This window comes from Lentilactobacillus laojiaonis, assembly GCF_020616595.1.
In the GTDB taxonomy this organism is placed as follows: Bacteria; Bacillota; Bacilli; order Lactobacillales; family Lactobacillaceae; genus Lentilactobacillus; species Lentilactobacillus laojiaonis.
In genome coordinates, this window is the sequence record NZ_CP085278.1 from 731,373 (window position 1) to 747,883 (window position 16,511).

The 16,511-nt window shown below is 30.6% G+C and carries 23 protein-coding genes; 3 read left to right on the top strand and 20 right to left on the bottom strand.

What is annotated here, in order from left to right:
* Positions 1-109 precede the first annotated feature (109 nt).
* The 9 genes from LHL71_RS03810 to ccpA form a co-directional block, all read right to left on the bottom strand.
* Positions 110-538, bottom strand: coding sequence for a competence type IV pilus minor pilin ComGF (locus tag LHL71_RS03810; RefSeq protein WP_227360498.1), 429 nt, complete (start codon positions 536-538; stop codon positions 110-112).
* Complete coding sequence (locus LHL71_RS03815) at positions 522-692, bottom strand: type II secretion system protein (RefSeq protein ID WP_227360499.1); 171 nt, start codon at positions 690-692, stop codon at positions 522-524. The genes LHL71_RS03810 and LHL71_RS03815 overlap by 17 nt, the downstream gene beginning before the upstream one ends.
* A complete protein-coding gene (locus LHL71_RS03820; protein ID WP_227360500.1) occupies positions 679-1,110 on the bottom strand; it encodes a prepilin-type N-terminal cleavage/methylation domain-containing protein in 432 nt (143 codons plus the stop codon). Before LHL71_RS03820 ends, LHL71_RS03815 begins: the two co-directional genes overlap by 14 nt.
* Positions 1,094-1,396 carry a competence type IV pilus major pilin ComGC gene (gene comGC / locus LHL71_RS03825; RefSeq protein WP_227360501.1) on the bottom strand — a complete coding sequence of 101 codons (303 nt, stop codon included), beginning with the start codon at positions 1,394-1,396 and terminating at the stop codon, positions 1,094-1,096. The genes LHL71_RS03820 and comGC overlap by 17 nt, the downstream gene beginning before the upstream one ends.
* A 5-nt stretch (positions 1,397-1,401) precedes the next feature.
* Positions 1,402-2,433 carry a type II secretion system F family protein gene (locus tag LHL71_RS03830; RefSeq protein WP_227360502.1) on the bottom strand — a complete coding sequence of 344 codons (1,032 nt, stop codon included), beginning with the start codon at positions 2,431-2,433 and terminating at the stop codon, positions 1,402-1,404.
* Positions 2,381-3,355 carry a competence type IV pilus ATPase ComGA gene (comGA, locus tag LHL71_RS03835; protein WP_227360503.1) on the bottom strand — a complete coding sequence of 325 codons (975 nt, stop codon included), beginning with the start codon at positions 3,353-3,355 and terminating at the stop codon, positions 2,381-2,383. Before comGA ends, LHL71_RS03830 begins: the two co-directional genes overlap by 53 nt.
* Positions 3,356-3,445: 90 nt before the next feature.
* Positions 3,446-4,180 (bottom strand): YebC/PmpR family DNA-binding transcriptional regulator, encoded by a 735-nt coding sequence (locus tag LHL71_RS03840; RefSeq protein ID WP_227360504.1) that lies wholly within the window; start codon positions 4,178-4,180, stop codon positions 3,446-3,448.
* 232 nt (positions 4,181-4,412) lie between these two features.
* Positions 4,413-5,147, bottom strand: coding sequence for a hypothetical protein (locus LHL71_RS03845; RefSeq protein WP_227360505.1), 735 nt, complete (start codon positions 5,145-5,147; stop codon positions 4,413-4,415).
* A gap of 68 nt (positions 5,148-5,215) precedes the next feature.
* On the bottom strand, positions 5,216-6,217 hold the full coding sequence (gene ccpA, locus LHL71_RS03850) for a catabolite control protein A (protein ID WP_227360506.1): 1,002 nt from the start codon (positions 6,215-6,217) through the stop codon (positions 5,216-5,218).
* A gap of 194 nt (positions 6,218-6,411) precedes the next feature.
* On the opposite strand from ccpA, the gene LHL71_RS03855 reads away from it, so the two are divergent.
* The gene (locus LHL71_RS03855) at positions 6,412-7,509 is read left to right on the top strand and encodes a M24 family metallopeptidase (protein WP_227360507.1); all 1,098 of its coding nucleotides are present in this window, start codon (positions 6,412-6,414) and stop codon (positions 7,507-7,509) included.
* Positions 7,510-7,548: 39 nt separating this feature from the next.
* Here the strand turns inward: LHL71_RS03855 and LHL71_RS03860 are convergent, their stop codons facing one another.
* Both LHL71_RS03860 and LHL71_RS03865 read right to left on the bottom strand, forming a co-directional pair.
* A complete protein-coding gene (locus tag LHL71_RS03860; protein ID WP_227360508.1) occupies positions 7,549-8,058 on the bottom strand; it encodes a YtxH domain-containing protein in 510 nt (169 codons plus the stop codon).
* 18 nt (positions 8,059-8,076) lie between these two features.
* A complete protein-coding gene (locus LHL71_RS03865) occupies positions 8,077-8,490 on the bottom strand; it encodes a DUF948 domain-containing protein (protein WP_227360509.1) in 414 nt (137 codons plus the stop codon).
* Between the two features lie 138 nt (positions 8,491-8,628).
* Here LHL71_RS03865 and LHL71_RS03870 point away from each other — a divergent pair, with 138 nt between their 5' ends.
* The gene (locus LHL71_RS03870) at positions 8,629-9,492 is read left to right on the top strand and encodes a mechanosensitive ion channel family protein (protein ID WP_227360510.1); all 864 of its coding nucleotides are present in this window, start codon (positions 8,629-8,631) and stop codon (positions 9,490-9,492) included.
* Between the two features lie 14 nt (positions 9,493-9,506).
* Here the strand turns inward: LHL71_RS03870 and cbpB are convergent, their stop codons facing one another.
* Genes cbpB through murI form a run of 4 tightly spaced genes read right to left on the bottom strand, consistent with a single transcriptional unit; the run spans position 9,507 to position 11,932 of the window.
* Complete coding sequence (cbpB, locus tag LHL71_RS03875) at positions 9,507-9,983, bottom strand: cyclic-di-AMP-binding protein CbpB (protein ID WP_227360511.1); 477 nt, start codon at positions 9,981-9,983, stop codon at positions 9,507-9,509.
* Between the two features lie 32 nt (positions 9,984-10,015).
* Positions 10,016-10,528 carry a metallophosphoesterase gene (locus LHL71_RS03880; protein ID WP_227360512.1) on the bottom strand — a complete coding sequence of 171 codons (513 nt, stop codon included), beginning with the start codon at positions 10,526-10,528 and terminating at the stop codon, positions 10,016-10,018.
* 4 nt (positions 10,529-10,532) lie between these two features.
* Positions 10,533-11,126, bottom strand: coding sequence for an XTP/dITP diphosphatase (locus tag LHL71_RS03885; protein ID WP_227360513.1), 594 nt, complete (start codon positions 11,124-11,126; stop codon positions 10,533-10,535).
* A gap of 11 nt (positions 11,127-11,137) precedes the next feature.
* Positions 11,138-11,932 (bottom strand): glutamate racemase, encoded by a 795-nt coding sequence (murI, locus tag LHL71_RS03890; RefSeq protein WP_227360514.1) that lies wholly within the window; start codon positions 11,930-11,932, stop codon positions 11,138-11,140.
* A 100-nt stretch (positions 11,933-12,032) separates the two neighbouring features.
* Between murI and LHL71_RS03895 the strand changes: the two genes are divergently transcribed.
* The gene (locus tag LHL71_RS03895) at positions 12,033-12,566 is read left to right on the top strand and encodes a YslB family protein (protein ID WP_227360515.1); all 534 of its coding nucleotides are present in this window, start codon (positions 12,033-12,035) and stop codon (positions 12,564-12,566) included.
* Positions 12,567-12,600: 34 nt separating this feature from the next.
* On the opposite strand, the gene trxA is transcribed toward LHL71_RS03895, so the two are convergent.
* The 5 genes from trxA to LHL71_RS03920 all read right to left on the bottom strand — a co-directional run bounded on the left by trxA (position 12,601) and on the right by LHL71_RS03920 (position 16,507).
* Positions 12,601-12,912, bottom strand: coding sequence for a thioredoxin (trxA, locus tag LHL71_RS03900; protein ID WP_227360516.1), 312 nt, complete (start codon positions 12,910-12,912; stop codon positions 12,601-12,603).
* A 60-nt stretch (positions 12,913-12,972) separates the two neighbouring features.
* Positions 12,973-15,336 carry an endonuclease MutS2 gene (locus tag LHL71_RS03905; RefSeq protein ID WP_227360517.1) on the bottom strand — a complete coding sequence of 788 codons (2,364 nt, stop codon included), beginning with the start codon at positions 15,334-15,336 and terminating at the stop codon, positions 12,973-12,975.
* Between the two features lie 3 nt (positions 15,337-15,339).
* Positions 15,340-15,855, bottom strand: coding sequence for a CvpA family protein (locus LHL71_RS03910; RefSeq protein ID WP_227360518.1), 516 nt, complete (start codon positions 15,853-15,855; stop codon positions 15,340-15,342).
* A gap of 8 nt (positions 15,856-15,863) precedes the next feature.
* The gene (locus LHL71_RS03915; RefSeq protein WP_227360519.1) at positions 15,864-16,109 is read right to left on the bottom strand and encodes a cell division protein ZapA; all 246 of its coding nucleotides are present in this window, start codon (positions 16,107-16,109) and stop codon (positions 15,864-15,866) included.
* 83 nt (positions 16,110-16,192) lie between these two features.
* Complete coding sequence (locus LHL71_RS03920) at positions 16,193-16,507, bottom strand: DUF1292 domain-containing protein (RefSeq protein ID WP_227360520.1); 315 nt, start codon at positions 16,505-16,507, stop codon at positions 16,193-16,195.
* Positions 16,508-16,511 lie beyond the last annotated feature (4 nt).

Below are 16,511 nucleotides of genomic sequence, written 5' to 3' on the forward strand. Positions count from 1 at the left end.
TTTATTATAGTTATCAATTTTATTGTTAAAAACAGAAATTTCATAAAATAATACTACACTTAAAAAAGCTGTGAAAATTATCGCATAAACGGTTAGTGTCCCCTGTCTATCAGGACTTATTTTTAAACCATGAGACGCTATCATAAGATGTTTTATCATCAAAAATTACCTTTGTATATAATTTATTGTGTCGGTATGACCAAGATATATCCCCAACATTACTTAAAACTCTAATATGCCCTAAACTTTTACCAGTCAATCTAAGCATATTTTTATATTTTTCTAAATGATATTCTTTATCATTATTAGCATTATAAAGAATTACATGTTTTTTATCACAACTTATCACTTCAAATTTATAATAATTGGATTCAATAGTGTATAAAAAATCATGATATTCTAAAATATAATTTTTATGATTATGTTGAATTGCACTGACTAATGACATTGATAAAACTAATGAAAATAAGCAGATAGTTAAACTAAGTATTTCTTCAATTAAAATTGCTCCTGTTCGATGTTTAAAAACTTTTTTCATATTTACTACGCCATTTAATTACTTGAACTTCATGTTCTTTAATTTTTTGATTCATAATTTTATTTGACTGCACAAATAAAATTATAAAAGTTGATAAAATTGTTAGTCCGATAATTGAATCAACTAATGTAAATCCATTTTTATTTTTCCACAAGCTTATATCCACTCCATCCCAATTGAAAAATTTGCTTATAGGCAATATTTTTTGAATTATCTAGCCAATTGATAGTTTGCGGTTTTACGTAACCATTAGTAGTAATATTAATTTGGTGATAACTAGCTAAACATAACTTTTTAGGGATTTTGATTTTATTAACTAAAACCTGATTTTTATAAAATAAAATTCCACTCTGATTACTGAAAATAATTTTTGCATTTTCATGCTTAATTTGGCAATTTCTTTGAACATCATTAAAGTTAGCATCAAACGCTTGAAAAAATAGGCGTTCAGAAATTTTATTCTTGGTTACTAATTCAGCAATCATTAAGGTAGTAATTAAAATACTGCTAGCTATAAATAAACCAATTATTACTTCTACTAATGTAAACCCCTTTCTACTTCTTAGCTTCATTATTAACTATTTCAATTCCTTCCGTTTTAGCTTGGTTAATTTGTTTATCCGTTAAATATCCTTTTTCCTTTAATTCTCCATAATTAATTTGCGTGTCTTTAGGAAAATCATTACCATATGCATCAATTTGCGATTGAATTACCGAAACCATTGCTGAGGTGTGAATTTTCTTAGCATGTTTTCGCTGATTCGATAAATTAGGAATAATTATTAAAATTAGTAATGAAATAATAAATAACACAATGGTCATTTCAATTAAGGTAAATCCTTTACGATTACTTTTCATATTGCTTAAATTCCTTTCATAGAATTATATAGAGGCATTAACAACTGAAAATAAGTCAAAATAATGGTAATACCAATTATTAAAAACATAGTCGGTTGAATAATGCTTATTAGCCGATTTGTAATTTTTATCATTTTTTTAAACATCAAATTTGCATATGCAAACATATTGTTAGCTAAATCATCGACCTTATTTCCAATTGCTAAAAGTTTAAATAGGTCTTTTGAAATAAACGAATATTGCCTTGAAAATTTTTCTAACGAAGTCCCCTCAATTAGCATATTCTCTATTTCAAAATTTAAATAGTATAGTAAGGAATCTCTGGGAAAACTTTTGAATAGAAAATTAATTTCTTTTAGACTTAGTCCATTTTTCAATAAAATCGCCAAAGTATTAGCAATATAATACGATAAGTAATATTTGGTTATTTTACCGATAATTGGTATTTTAATTAGAAATTCAATTCTTTGAATTACGGATGCATATTTTTTATAGTAGCCAAAAAGTGCCCCCGATAATGCCAAAATTATTAAGCCCAAAGCCACTATATTAAAATAATTTATCTGCGGATTTTTAGTATTAGTAATCAAATCTAACTGAGGTTTTATAAATAAATTAATCCCTACCATTAACAGAATTAAAAGTAGGATTAAAAATATAGGATATAACATCAAATCATGAATTTTCTTGATTTGCTTAAGCTTGATTTTATTAAATTTAGAGATTTGTTCAAAACTATTAACCAGTTCACCATGTTGCTCTGAAATCATTAGTTGATAGTAGGTTTCCGAATTAACTAGTGGATATAATCCATTTACTAAACTTTTTCCATCCTTTAATTCCTCAAGAATATAGGCAATACCAGATAACAAATCTTTTTCCGTATTCATTAAAAAAGTTAATGCTGCCTGAATAGAAAAACCCATTCGTAATAGCTCTGAAATCAATTGAAAAAATTTAGTTTGCTGCTGACTGTTCCATTTTTTAACCCCAATAGAATTTTTGCTTGGTATATTCAGATATTTGTTTATTTTCAAATAAAATTTCCAATTCATCCTGCCAATCCTTCCAATTATAATTTTGTTCATGGTCTAGTTCTTTAAATTTATGTACCACCAACATACACTTGCCAATTGAATCCTTTAAAGTTGGTAAAATACGTTGATAAACTATTCCATTTAGAGATTGATTAATAAAATTTTGGCTAATCCCTAATTCCTTTAAGCGATTAATCACTCCAATTGGATCACTAGCATGGATGGTTGATAAAACTAAATGACCGCTAAGAGCAGCTTTTATTGTGGCTTTTGCAGTACTCTCATCTCTAATTTCACCAACTATAAAAATATCTGGTCGATGTCTTAATCCTACTTTAATTAATTCTGAATACGACATATCAGCTTCTGCATTAACTTGTAGCTGCAAAAAATTGGGTTCTTTGATTTCAACAGGATCTTCAATCGACATAATAATCTTTTGTTCAGCATACTTTTTAGCTAATCTATAAATAGTAGTAGTCTTGCCGGAACCTGTTGGACCAGCGAATAAAACTAAGCCCCGTTGCTGAATAACTTCGTCCAAATAATTAAATTTACTTGGATTAAAAAATAGTGTATTAGAATTTATTAGTGGATAAATTATCCTAATTACCAACGACTCTTGATTGTTAAAATTACCAACTGAAGAAAATCTTAGTGCATAATTATTTTTATTATAGTTAAACTCATAAGATCCTAACTGAGGTCGTCGCTGCTCACTAATCGCCATATTAGATATAAATTTACAATAATTAAGTAGTCGTTTACCAGATTCTAAACTTAATAAATTGTAAATCTCTAATTGATCTTGATACCTAATCTTTATTAGGTAATGTTGGCCACGTGGCAAAATATAAACATCACTAGCCCTTTTACTAATTGCACTTATTAATAATTGCCGAAAATCATTTTCAACTGTCATATTTTCACTCCTTTAATATAAAATACGACAGTGACTTATTAATTTTTTGCACAAAAAAAGAACTAACTAATTAAAGTTAGTTCTTTTTAATTATTCACCATCTGGTAAAGTAGCGGCTTCGTACACATCTTGTACGTCGTCATTTTCTTCTAATTCTTCGATTAAACCAGAATATTGTGAAGTTTTGTCTGCAGGAACTTCAGTAGTTGTTTCTGGGAACAATGTAACTTCAGCAGTATCTAAGTCATAACCTTTAGCTTGAAGTGCATCACGTACTTCAGTTAATGTTGCTGGATCAGTGAAGATTTCAAATACTTCATCAGAAGTATTCATGTCATCTGCACCAGCATCTAAAGCATCCATTAACATAGTATCTTCGTCAGTATCTAATTCTTCACGTAAAATTACAATGTAACCTTTACGATCAAACATATATGAAACTGAACCAGTTGATCCTAATGAACCACCATGGTGAGTGAATGCTGAACGAACAGCAGCAGCTGTACGGTTTTTGTTATCAGTAAGAGCTGAAACCATAACAGCTGATCCGCCAGGTCCATATCCTTCATAAGTAATTTCTTCGAACTTGGCTCCGCCTACTCCAGAAGCTTTATCAAGAGCGCGTTGAATATTATCTTTTGGCATATTAGCAGCACGAGCTTTATCCATTACCAAACGTAATTGAGCATTACTATCTGGATCAACTCCACCAGCCTTAGCAGCTTGATATAGATCACGTGAAATTTTTTGGAAAATCTTACCACGTTTAGCATCTTGGGCGTTTTTACGGCCTTGGATATTATGCCATTTTGAATGTCCTGACATATCTAAAACAACTCTTTTCTTAATTAATTTAATTTACTGTTTACATACCTGTTTATTTTATCAAACTAAGAGCATGGTTTCAAGGTTAGCAGGTATACTTAGTATGCTTAGCAAATTTATTGATATAATTAGAACTTTCGATAATTCATTGATTACGAATCATAATTTAATTAATAAAAAGCAGCCTCTAAAACAAATTAGAGCCTGCTTTTATTTTTGGCAAATTATTTTTCTACTTTTTGAATAAAGAACTAATAAATGAAGCCACAATACCAATAACTAGTTCAATAATTCCCGCTAAAATAATATAGGTTATAAACGAACTAACCAAGCCAACACTAAGTGGTTGCATAATAATGGGAACCGGTGAAGTTATATTATTTTTAAAGATATAAGTAATCAAGCCAACAATTAATAATATAAAAGCAGAGATTATCATTCCATGACCTAATGTATAAAATAATAATTTCTTGAAAAGAATATATATTATTAATACAACTAAAATTACACCAATTACTTCAGTTAAAATCTTTACTGTTTTTTTAATCGATTGAAATTTTTGTACATCTTGATTAGCATTAATATTTTGAACTTGTTGATTTAAACTAGTGACGGTTAAATTAATTATTCTTTCAGAAAGCAACGAAAATGCAGCTGAGGATGGTGAAATTGCTGGAAATTGATTTTTAATCTTCTGTTCAATTAGATTTCTAGTAGTCGAATTATTGAAGTTTATACTTTGATTGCTCCATACTCGATCAATTTGTGAAATAAAAATTGAATCAATTTCTGGTTTAGTTACAGTTATTGTTAACTTATTAAAGTGAGAATAATTTTGATTAATTTCATCAACTACTCTTTGACTTATATTTGTTCTAACAACATCTCTTTCAATTCTTTCCTTATTTAGGAAAGTTGCTTGGACACCAAGACCAATCGTAAAGATAAATAATAAAATACCCAACAATGCCGATATTCCCGGCTTATTATTTTTATAATTAGTTTTTCTCAGGACTTTCACCTTCCGTTATTAATCTATCTGGTTGAATCTCGTTTCATCATTCCAAATGGAAGCAAGACTTCTTTATCTTCAACAGTTTCTTTATCCATTAACTTAGTTAATAAACGCATCGCAACTGCTCCAATATCATAAAGCGGTTGAGTGATTGATGACATAGTTGGTCTAGTAATTTCAGTTAATTTAGTATCATTACTAGTTACTAACTCAAATTGTTTAGGAATCACAATACCAGCATCAGTCATCCCATTCAATACACCTGCAGCTAACTCATCATCAGTTACCATTGCTGCAGTAGCTTTAGCTTCAATCAATTGATCCTTTAGCTCTAATCCTTCACGATATTTATTATTAGTTTCAAAAACTAAATTTTCATCGTAAGGTATTCCCGCTTCTTTTAGAGCTTCTTTATAACCTAAGAGCCTAAACTTACTGTTAATTGCTTGTGACATCGGTCCACAAATAAAAGCAATTCTAGTATTACCATGATCCAACAAGACTTTAACTTCTTCTTTAACAGCTTTAACATAATCAATATTAACGCTTGGATTAGTATTTTGTTCATCAACTGAACCAGCTAAAACAATCGGTACTCTAGTACGTTGAAATGCTGCTCTTAAATTATCAGTAATTTCATTACCCATGAATATTATTCCATCAACTTGTTTAGCTAATAAGTTATTTAAAACACTAATTTCCTTTTGGTCATTAGCATCAGAATTGGCCAAAATAATGTTGTATTTATACATTGTAGCAACATCATCAATTCCTCGAGCTAATGAAGAAAAATAAATATTAGTAACATCCGGGACGATTACTCCTACTGACGTTGTCTTCTTACTTGCCAAACCACGAGCAACAGCATTAGGACGATAATCTAATTTTTCAATTACGTCCATTACCTTTTTACGAGTGTCAGCCTTTACATTAGTATTACCATTAACAACCCGTGAAACGGTTGCCATAGATACGTTAGCTTCTCTAGCTACATCGTATATGGTTATCGTTTGTTTTTCCATGACACACCTTCCTCACCATGATACATAAGTTTTCATTTATTTTCATAACAAATTTCAATATACCAAAAATTAATTTCAATAGCAAACCAGTAAGCGGTTACAAATACATAATATTAAAACCTTTTCAATTTTACAAGTAATCTTGCTTAAATCATGTGTTATACTGGACACAATTTAATTAAGGAGTGATTCTTATGACCAAAATTGAACAAGTTCAACAATGGATCGGAGAAAATAATGCTGATTTAGCAATTATTAGTGATCCTGAAACCATTGATTACCTTACCGGATTTTATAGCGATCCGATTGAGCGTGTATTGATGTTAATTATTTTTAAACATCAAGATCCATTTATCTTTGCCCCAGCTTTAGAAGTAGAAGCAATTAAAGATACTGGATGGACTAACCCAGTTTATGGATATTTAGATCATGAAAATCCATGGAATATGATTCATGACCGTATTCAAGAAAGAGAAGTTGACGTTAAAGAAATTGCTATCGAAAAAGGAAATCTTAACGTTGCTCGTTTCGAAGAATATCGTCGAATTTTGCCAGCTTCTAATTTTTCATTAGATTTAACTCCTATGATTCAAAAAATGAAACTAATTAAATCTGACGATGAAATTGAAAAATTAAAGATTGCTGGACAATGGGCTGACTTTGCATTTGAAAAAGGCTTTGAAGCAGTCAAAGTTGGTCGTAGTGAACAAGAAGTTGTAGCTGAATTACAATATGCTTTAATGCAAAAAGGCATTATGCAAATGAGCTTCGAAACTCTAGTTCAAGCTGGAGCCCATGCTGCTGAACCTCATGGAGCAACTAGTACAAATAAAATTGAAAATAATGAATTAGTATTATTTGATTTAGGAACTGTATGGGATGGTTATATTAGTGATGCTTCAAGAACCATTGCTGTTGGTACACCTACAGACAAACAAATGGATATTTATAAAGTATGTCTTGAAGCTCAATTAGCCGCTCAGGATTATGCTAAACCAGGAATTACTGCAGAGGAACTTGACAAAGTTGCTCGCGACATCATTGAAAAAGCTGGTTATGGCGAATACTTCATTCACCGTTTAGGTCATGGAATGGGCATGAGTGAACATGAATTTCCATCTATCATGGAAGGTAACCAAATGATCCTTCAACCGGGTATGTGTTTCTCAATTGAACCTGGAATTTATATTCCTGGCGTTGCTGGCGTTAGAATTGAAGATTGTGTACATATCACTGAAAATGGTAACGAACCATTTACACACACTTCAAAAGAATTACAATATTTTGGATAAATAAAAAAGCTTAAGAATCAATTTGATTCCTAAGCTTTTTTATTTGTTATTATTTTGATCAGTTGCTGGTTTAGGTTGGATATCTTTTTTAATATCAGCCTTTTTATCTTGGTGCAAATTTTTTAAAGCTTCGTCAGAAGAGACAACAATGTCTTCTTGCATTTTATCAATATTAGTTGTGTCATTCTTAGCAGCTTGTAATTCCATTCTTAAACGATCTTGAGCTGAATGAAATTGAGTTTTAGCTTCTTGTAGTTTAGAAGAATTTTCTGAACCATATTGTTTAACTTGGTTTTTAACATCACTAGAAGCTACTTTTAAATTTTCTTTAGTTGAATTCATTTGGTCATTAACAACTTCTTTTAAATCATCAACTAAATCACTAGCATAGAATGCATAGTCGGAAGCACGATCTTTGGCATTGTTAGCTACGTTTTTAATATCACGTTTTAATTTATTTTTCTTTTGATCGCTCATCATTTGATATGCAGCATACATACCAGCACCTAGTACCCCTACAAATAAACCTTTTGCTAAATTCTTACTCATATTTACACCATCCCTATTTTAAAATTTTGACTTATTTTGACGACGATTTTGGTACATATTCCAAGCTGTTTTACCAACCTTAGTAGCTACTCCAGCTTTTGCCCCTGTCTTACTGTTATCTTTAACCTTTTTAGTTAAGTTTTGGGTTGCATTATTTAAATCAGAAACACTCGTACCTAAATCTGCTGCTGCTTGAAATACTGGTGTTAATATATTAACTTTTTCATTAACATCTTTTACAAAAGTATTAGTTGTTGCAATTACTTTATCAGTCTGTTTAGAAATCACATCAACATCACTTGTTAAAGAACGAATTGTTAAATTAATTTCTGAAACAGTTTTACTGATTTTTAATAAGAATAATCCAATAAAAATAACTAAAAGTAATAATGCAATCGCTGCAATTAAACCAGCAATTTGTCCACCTGTCATTCAACTTCCTCCTCAATACAAACACTTAATTTATATTAAGAATATCATTGGAAATGCAATTTTACAATGATATAGTACCTACTTTTATTTTGAAATTAAATTATTGTTTGTTAAAATTAGTTAACTGGAGTGATAGGTATGAAAAACTTTTTTAAATCTAATGTTAACCATCTGATTAAGTCAATTGACTGGCAAAATATTTTTTCTCAAATAGTTCAAAAAATTTTTATTATTGTCATACTAACTATTGGTATTTTAATAATTAAAAAAATCGGTAAAATCATTATTGACCATGCTTATAAAAAATATGAAAAAAAACATGCCAATGATGTTACTGATAAAAGAATTAAAACTTTCTACACTTTATCTCTAAATATTTTTCAATATTGTATGTGGTTTTTATGGATCTATTCTATTTTAACCGCGCTTGGTTTTCCCATCGGTACGTTAGTGGCAAGTGCCGGAATTTTTAGTTTAGTTATTGGGCTTGGAGCTCAAGGATTAGTAAATGATATCTTAGGTGGATTTTTCATTATTCTAGAACATCAAATAGCAGTAGGAGATTTCGTATTAATTAACGGTATCAGCGGGACCATTTCTTACATAGGTATCCGTACTACCCAAATCATTGGAATTGACGGTTCACAAAATTATATTCCTAACAGACTAATTTTAACAATTAGTAATATGTCTCGAAACAACATGGTGGCAATTATCCAAATTAGAGTTTTTCCAGAATCACCAATTGAAAAAATTAATTCCATTATTAAAAATGTTAACGATGAAAATATCTCAAACTACAAAGATATCATTGCTCCCCCTAATATAATTGGTTTAATTTCACTTCAAGATGGTAGCTTAGTCTATCAAGTTAATATAACAACTAAGAATGGAGCTCAGGGAAACGTTCAACATAAGTTTTTAGCCCTTTATCTGGATGCCCTTCAAAAAAATAACATCAGTTTACCCAACAGCCCCATCATTCTAAATCAAAATAATTAAAAAGACGACCCTAATTAGTCGTCTTTTTTGTTTTCTTTAGTTTGATAGTAATAATCAAATGTATGGGTAGTAAAATTAATTACATTGAAAATTTCTTTACGAGTAATGATTCCTAAAAATACATTATTATCATCGACTACTGGTAGAAAGTTTTCGTCAACTAAAAATCGCATAATTACTTCTAGGTTACTAGGATCATTAATTACCGGGACATTGGTTTGCATAACGTCCTTTACGGTAATCGTATCTAGATACTTAGCACTAATGTTGTTTTCCAATAACATTTTTTCCGTAATCATTGCTAGAGAAATAAATCCCTTAAAATGATTATCATTATCCAATACCGGAATTTTTGAATACTTTATCTTAGTTAATACTAAAAATACGTGTTGTAAATCATTATTTTCATTAACAGTAGCAACTTTTTCACCAGTAATTATGTAACTTTTATTATATTTTTTCATTACATCATCTAATGGTTTGCTTATCATTTAAATACCTTCTATATCAATAAAATTAATTATTAGCTAAATTCCAATTTTAAATCATCAATTGGCAGTAATTCCCGATTATAGTACTGGACTTGATAAGAGCCGTGACATTCTTCAATTATTGCAAACGTGCCTTTTAGATTTTGATATACGCCTCGCGGATATGAAATACTTCCAGGATTAACAAATAAAATTCCATCATCCCTTATTGCTTGGAGTTGATGAGTATGTCCAAACAATACCACGTCAGCTTGGTAACTTTTAGCAAGTAATTCTAGTGACAGCATTCCCTGGTTAACATTTTCCTTGTGTCCATGGGTAAGCAGAATTTTTTTATCTTCAATTTCAATTAATTGATTATTATCAAATGATTCAAAATCCATGTTTCCTTTAACTATAGCCATCTGTTGATTAATCGGATCAGAAAGTAATGATTCTGAATCTCCACAATGACAAATCAAATTCACTTGGTTTTTAAATTTTTGGACTATTTTTTCAATTATTTCATAATCACCGTGATTATCACTTACCACTAAAATTTTCACTATATTATCTCCAATTTGCAATCTTTTCCATTAAATTTTCAATTGCTCGTCCTCGATGACTAATCTGATTTTTCTCATTAGTGGTCATTTCGGCCATAGTTTTTTCAAATTCTGGAATATAAAATAATGGATCATAACCAAATCCATTATCACCACGTTGGCTTTTTAAAATTTTGCCATTAACTCTGCCCTTAGCTATAATACTTTGTTCATTGGGAACAATCAAAACTAAGGCTGTTTCAAAATAGGCACTACGATCAGATTTGGTTTGTAAATTTCTTAGCAGTTTTTGGTTGTTAGCCTCATCATCGTGATCACCGGCATATCGAGCAGAATAAATTCCAGGTTCACCATTAAGCGAGGGAACTACTAATCCTGAGTCATCAGCAATTGTGGGTAGCTTAGTAAGATTTGCCAATCCTTGGGCTTTTAACTTAGCATTTTCTTCAAAGCTACTTCCGGTTTCATCTACTGAAAAATTATCAACAATTTCGCTTTGAGAAATTACTTTTATACCAATTTTTTCAAACGCTGCCTTAAATTCATTTATCTTATGTTCATTATTTGTAGCAATTACAATTTTTTCTGGTTTTTCCATAATAATTTCCTTTAAATATCAATATGTTGGGCTTTTATATCCTTTCGATTGAGCAATTCATTAGCAGTTTGTGTAAATTGTTCTGTATCTCCTGTAGAAATAAATTCAGAATTACCAATCACTTGATCAGATAGTAAATGATGATTTACTAAATATTCATTGACTGTATTAGCAGTAGCAATTCCAGGATTAATTAAAACAACCTTTTTTAGACGATCTTGGATTAATTCCTGAATTATTGGATAATGCGTACATCCTAAAACTAAAGTATCAATTTCAGTATTATCAAAAAAGGCAAGATCTTCATCAACTACTTTTTTCATTTGGGGAGTATGGGCTAACCCATCTTCAATCATTGGTACGAATCTAGGACAACCTAATGAATATATTTGGGCCTCATTATTAAATTCACTAATTAATTCATTATATTTTCCTGATTTAACAGTACCGTCCGTAGCAATAATGCCAATTTTATTATTTTTAGTTTGAGTAGCTGCCATGTAACTACCAGGTTCAATAACACCAATAATTGGAATTTCGAACATACTCTTAATTTTGGGTAATGCCGCTGCCGTTGCCGTATTGCATGCAATCACTAGCATTTTAATATTTTTATTTTTAATTAACCATTCAGTAATTCTTTTGGTTAGATCTAAAACTTCCTTAGGGCTTTTTTCGCCATAGGGAAGATTGGCTTGATCGCCAACGAATACATATGATTCATTAGGTAGCAAATTATATACTTGTTTGTATACTGTTAATCCGCCAACTCCAGAATCCATCAATCCAATCGGTTGATTATTCATTTTAATCGCCTCTTTCTAAACATTATGTTAACACATTATAACCCCTAAATTCTAAATTAATGTATAATGAAATTACTATTAAAAATGGAGACTTGCAACTATGAATGATCAAACATATAAGCAATTTTTAGAAAATAAAAATTTATCTAATTATTTAGGTCAAGAACTTATTAGAGATAGTCTATTACCTGATATTTTAGGCGACGATACTCATCAAATTCTATATTGGGCAGGTAAACATTTGGCTCGTCAATATACTCTAACTTCTATCGATAAATTACCAATATTCTTCGAGCAATTCGGATTAGGAACTTTGTCAAAAATAAAAGATAACGGACAAAAGATCACGTGGATGTTATCCGGAGAACTAATAAAAAAACGAATTGGTCTAATCGACAGTCCTGATTTCTTCTTAGAAGCAGGATTTATTAGTGAAACTTGTCAAATAACCAGTAGATTTGATTGTGAATCAGAAATTGAAAAAATTAATAAAAACAAAGCTACTGTTGAGATTATTACCTATATTACCAAAACCCCTGTCCAAACAGATGAAGGTGCTAGCTATTTTGTTCTTGATGAAACGACAGAAATTCCACAAGAAGAAATAGTAGACGAAGAAGTTACTAAAAAATAAAGTCATAAACCACATTGGTTTATGACTTTATTTTTTAGTCAGTATATTGTGACAAGATTTGTTTTAATTGATCCTTACTATGGTAACCAATAATTGAGTCAACTACTTGTCCATCTTTTTTTACAAGTAAAGTAGGGATACTCATAATTCCAAATTTAGATGCAGTTTCTGGATTAGCATCAACATCCATTTTTAAAAATTTAACTTCATGCATTTCTTCTGCTAATTCCTCAACAACTGGAGATTGCATTCTACATGGTCCACACCAAGTTGCCCAAAAGTCAGTTAGAGTAATTCCGTTATTTGTTTCATTTTCAAATGTTTTATCACTTGTTTCTGTAACCATTCTTTACGACCTCCTTGTCTAAAAATATTCTAGCAACTTTTTTACAAATTGCAACTATCTTTACTTAAACTTAACTACCGTCGATCCATCGCCACCAGCATTAGGAGCAGAGTATCCGTAGCTCTTGACACGTGGGTGTTTTTTTAGATAGTTATTAACACCACTTCTTAGGGCACCCGTTCCCTTACCATGAATAATGGTAATGCTTGGATATCCTGCAAGTAATGAAGAGTCCACATATTGATCTAAATGATACATAGCTTCTTCGTAGCGTTCACCACGTAGATCCAACGTTGGTGAAATACCTGCCGATTTAGTTCTAGAGACGTTTGTACGCACTTTCTTGGGTTCTTTAGGAGCCTTTGATTTTTCTAAATCACTTTCATCAATTCGCATTTTTAAAATACCTAATTGGACTTCCCACTCACTATCACCAATTTTTTGTACTAGCGTTCCCATTTGTCCATATGACTTAACTAAAACTTCATCATTTTTATGGAAATCATGCTTAGCTTTTTCTTTTTTAAGTACCTTATTGTGCTTCAAATTAGGAGCAATTTCTAGGGAATTTAAAGCTCCCTTAGCATCCATTAATTCATTTTCTTTAACTGTGGCACTAGCAAGATTGGCTTGCTTGTGTCTTAAATCTTCAATAATTTTATCGGCTTTTTGTTTACTATCTGAAATTACTTGATTAGCTTCAATTCTAGCTTGCTCAAATAATTTTTCTTTTTGAAGTTGATATTTATCAAATTTATCTTTCAAATCATTAAATAGTTTTTGGGCTTCTTCTAAGTCAGCTTTAGTTTCTTCTGCATTTTGGCGAGCTTCTTTATTCTGTTCTACCAATTCATCAATCATATTATTAATGTCTTGATTTTGCTCATCAGTAAATGAACGGGCCGTGTCAATAATATTATTGTCCATTCCCAGTTTTTGAGCAATATTTAATGCATTACTTTGTCCAGGAATTCCTAATAACAATTGATAAGTAGGCTTTAAACTATCAATATCAAATTCCATGGAAGCATTGATAGTTGAATAACGATCATAAGCATAAGCCTTTAGTTCCGGATAATGAGTGGTAGCAATTAATTCACTACCAATTACACCGATTTGATCAATAATAGCCATAGCTAAGGCCGCACCTTCTTTAGGATCAGTACCTGCTCCCAGCTCATCAAGTAATATAAGACTATGATCAGTTGCTTGGTTTAAAATACTTATTACATTATTCATATGCGAAGAAAAAGTACTAAGGTTAGCTTCAATAGATTGATCGTCACCAATATCTGCAAAAATATCATCAAACACACCAATTTGGCTATTTTCATTGGCAGTAATAAACAAACCAGATTGTCCCAACAACTGAAGAATTCCTAAAGTTTTGATAGTAATGGTTTTACCACCAGTATTGGGACCCGTAATGATGATTGTTTTGTACTCATCGCCCAATATAATGTCATTGGCAACTACTTTGCTTTGATCAATCAACGGATGTCTAGCCTGTCTTAAACTCACTAAGTTTGCTTCAGAAACTTTTGGCATAATCCCCTTTACTTTATGAGCATACTTGGCCTTAGCATTGATAAAATCCAAATGGCCTAAAATATTAACATTATTTTTTAATTCATCAATATAGGGTCTTAATTGATTGCTTAAATCTAAAAGTATTTTACGTTCTTCATACTTTTCTTTGAGTTGTTCTCTTCTTAATTCGTTACTTGTCTCAACTACATCGTTAGGCTCAATATATAAAGTTTGTCCGGAAGCACTTTGATCATGAATAATGCCACCAAATTTTTGTTTGTATTCCGCCTTAATCGGTAAAACAAAACGTTCTTCACGAATTGTCACCAAAGGCTCACTTAAGTAACTGGCTGTGGAACCCTTAAGATAGCGATTCATTTTAGCACGAATAGTATTTTGAATTTTTGCAATTTGTTGTCTAATATGACTTAGTTCTACAGATGCCGTATCTAAAATTGAACCATCTTCATTGATTGAGCGAATCATTTGATCCGTAATATCAGGCAAGTAACTTAAAGTAGAAATAATGGTTGGAATTTGGGTTAGTTCAACCGTTTCATCTTCAAAATTATCAAAAAACTTCCGAACTGCTTGCACTGCTCTTAAGACTTTAAGAATTTGGGATAACTCCGTACCTGATAAACTAGCATCTTCAATTGATAGGCGTTTTAAATAGGGATTGATATCTAATATCTTAGGTATAGGAATTTCTCCTTTTAATCTTACAATATTAGCGCCATCAAAAGTTTCCATCAATAATTGATTAATAATATTAGGTTGCGTTTGTGGTTCTAGTTGACTAACAAATTTTTTACCCTGATCAGTGACAATATAGTCATTAAGTTGATTTTTTATTTTATTATATTCTAGAGTTTGTAATACTTTATTATTCATGTATTAAATGTTCACCTCATTTTTATATACTGTAAATTGATTGGTTATTTGATTTGAGATCACTGGAGTTTGATTAATAATAAATTGGGCAATTTGGGATTCGTTATATTGATCTTCAAAAATTTTTACTGGAAATAATAATAACAAGTGAATTACTAAAAATAATACTAAATAACGTATCACTCCTCCAGTTAATCCACCTAACAATCGATTAGCAAGATTAACTACTGGTAATTTAGTAATTGGAGTTAGTATTTTCTTTACTAGCCTAAAAATTTGCCAGATTACTGTAAAAATTATAAAAAAACTAATAGTTACACAGACAGAAGGAACCGTCAGATAATTACTATGATCTATCAAATCCCAAATCATTTTTGCTAGTGGCTTAGCATATATAAAAGCCCCTAAATAAGATACTATATAACCAAATAAATTGATTATTTCGTTAACGAATCCTTGATGGTAGCCTTTGTACAAGCCCCAAACAATTATTAAGAGAATTATCACATTTAAAAACATATTTAATATTAGTCTTCCTTTTGATTAAATTGGGCTTTACTTTCTTCCATAGATAATTGATTTGATAATGAATTAAATGCAATTAATATAGCAATCTCTTCCACTGAAGCCTTAGGCATGCTCTCTTTAAGCTGATCAATTTGTTCATTCAAAAGATTATTGACTGCTTGCATATGCTCAGTTGTGTTATTACCAACTAATGTATAATTTTTTCCATTAATTTTTGCTTTAAAACGTTGTTTTATATTTGCCATAATCATATAACTCCTTTAAAAATTATAAAAAGGATTGATACAAAACTAATTCAGCTTTGTTTCAATCCTTTCTATAAACTTATTTATTTTTCATCATGGTCATGTGAATCTTCTTCATCTTCGCCAAGGAAGGTGTTCAATACTGATTCAACCATATCCCATTCTTCTTCTGATTCGATTGCTTGCAATTCTCCACCTTGTGGATCAGCAGGATCATCGCCCTTAGGCATTGCATAAGCTGAAATTTCAATTTCTTCATCATTTGCTTTACCTGTAGGATAAATAAAAATATATGAACGATTAAAATCTTCTGACTCAAATGTAAATAATACATCGTATAAAGCTTCGTCACCGTTTTCGTCTACTAATGTAATTTGTTGTTGAACTGGTTCTGCCATATTA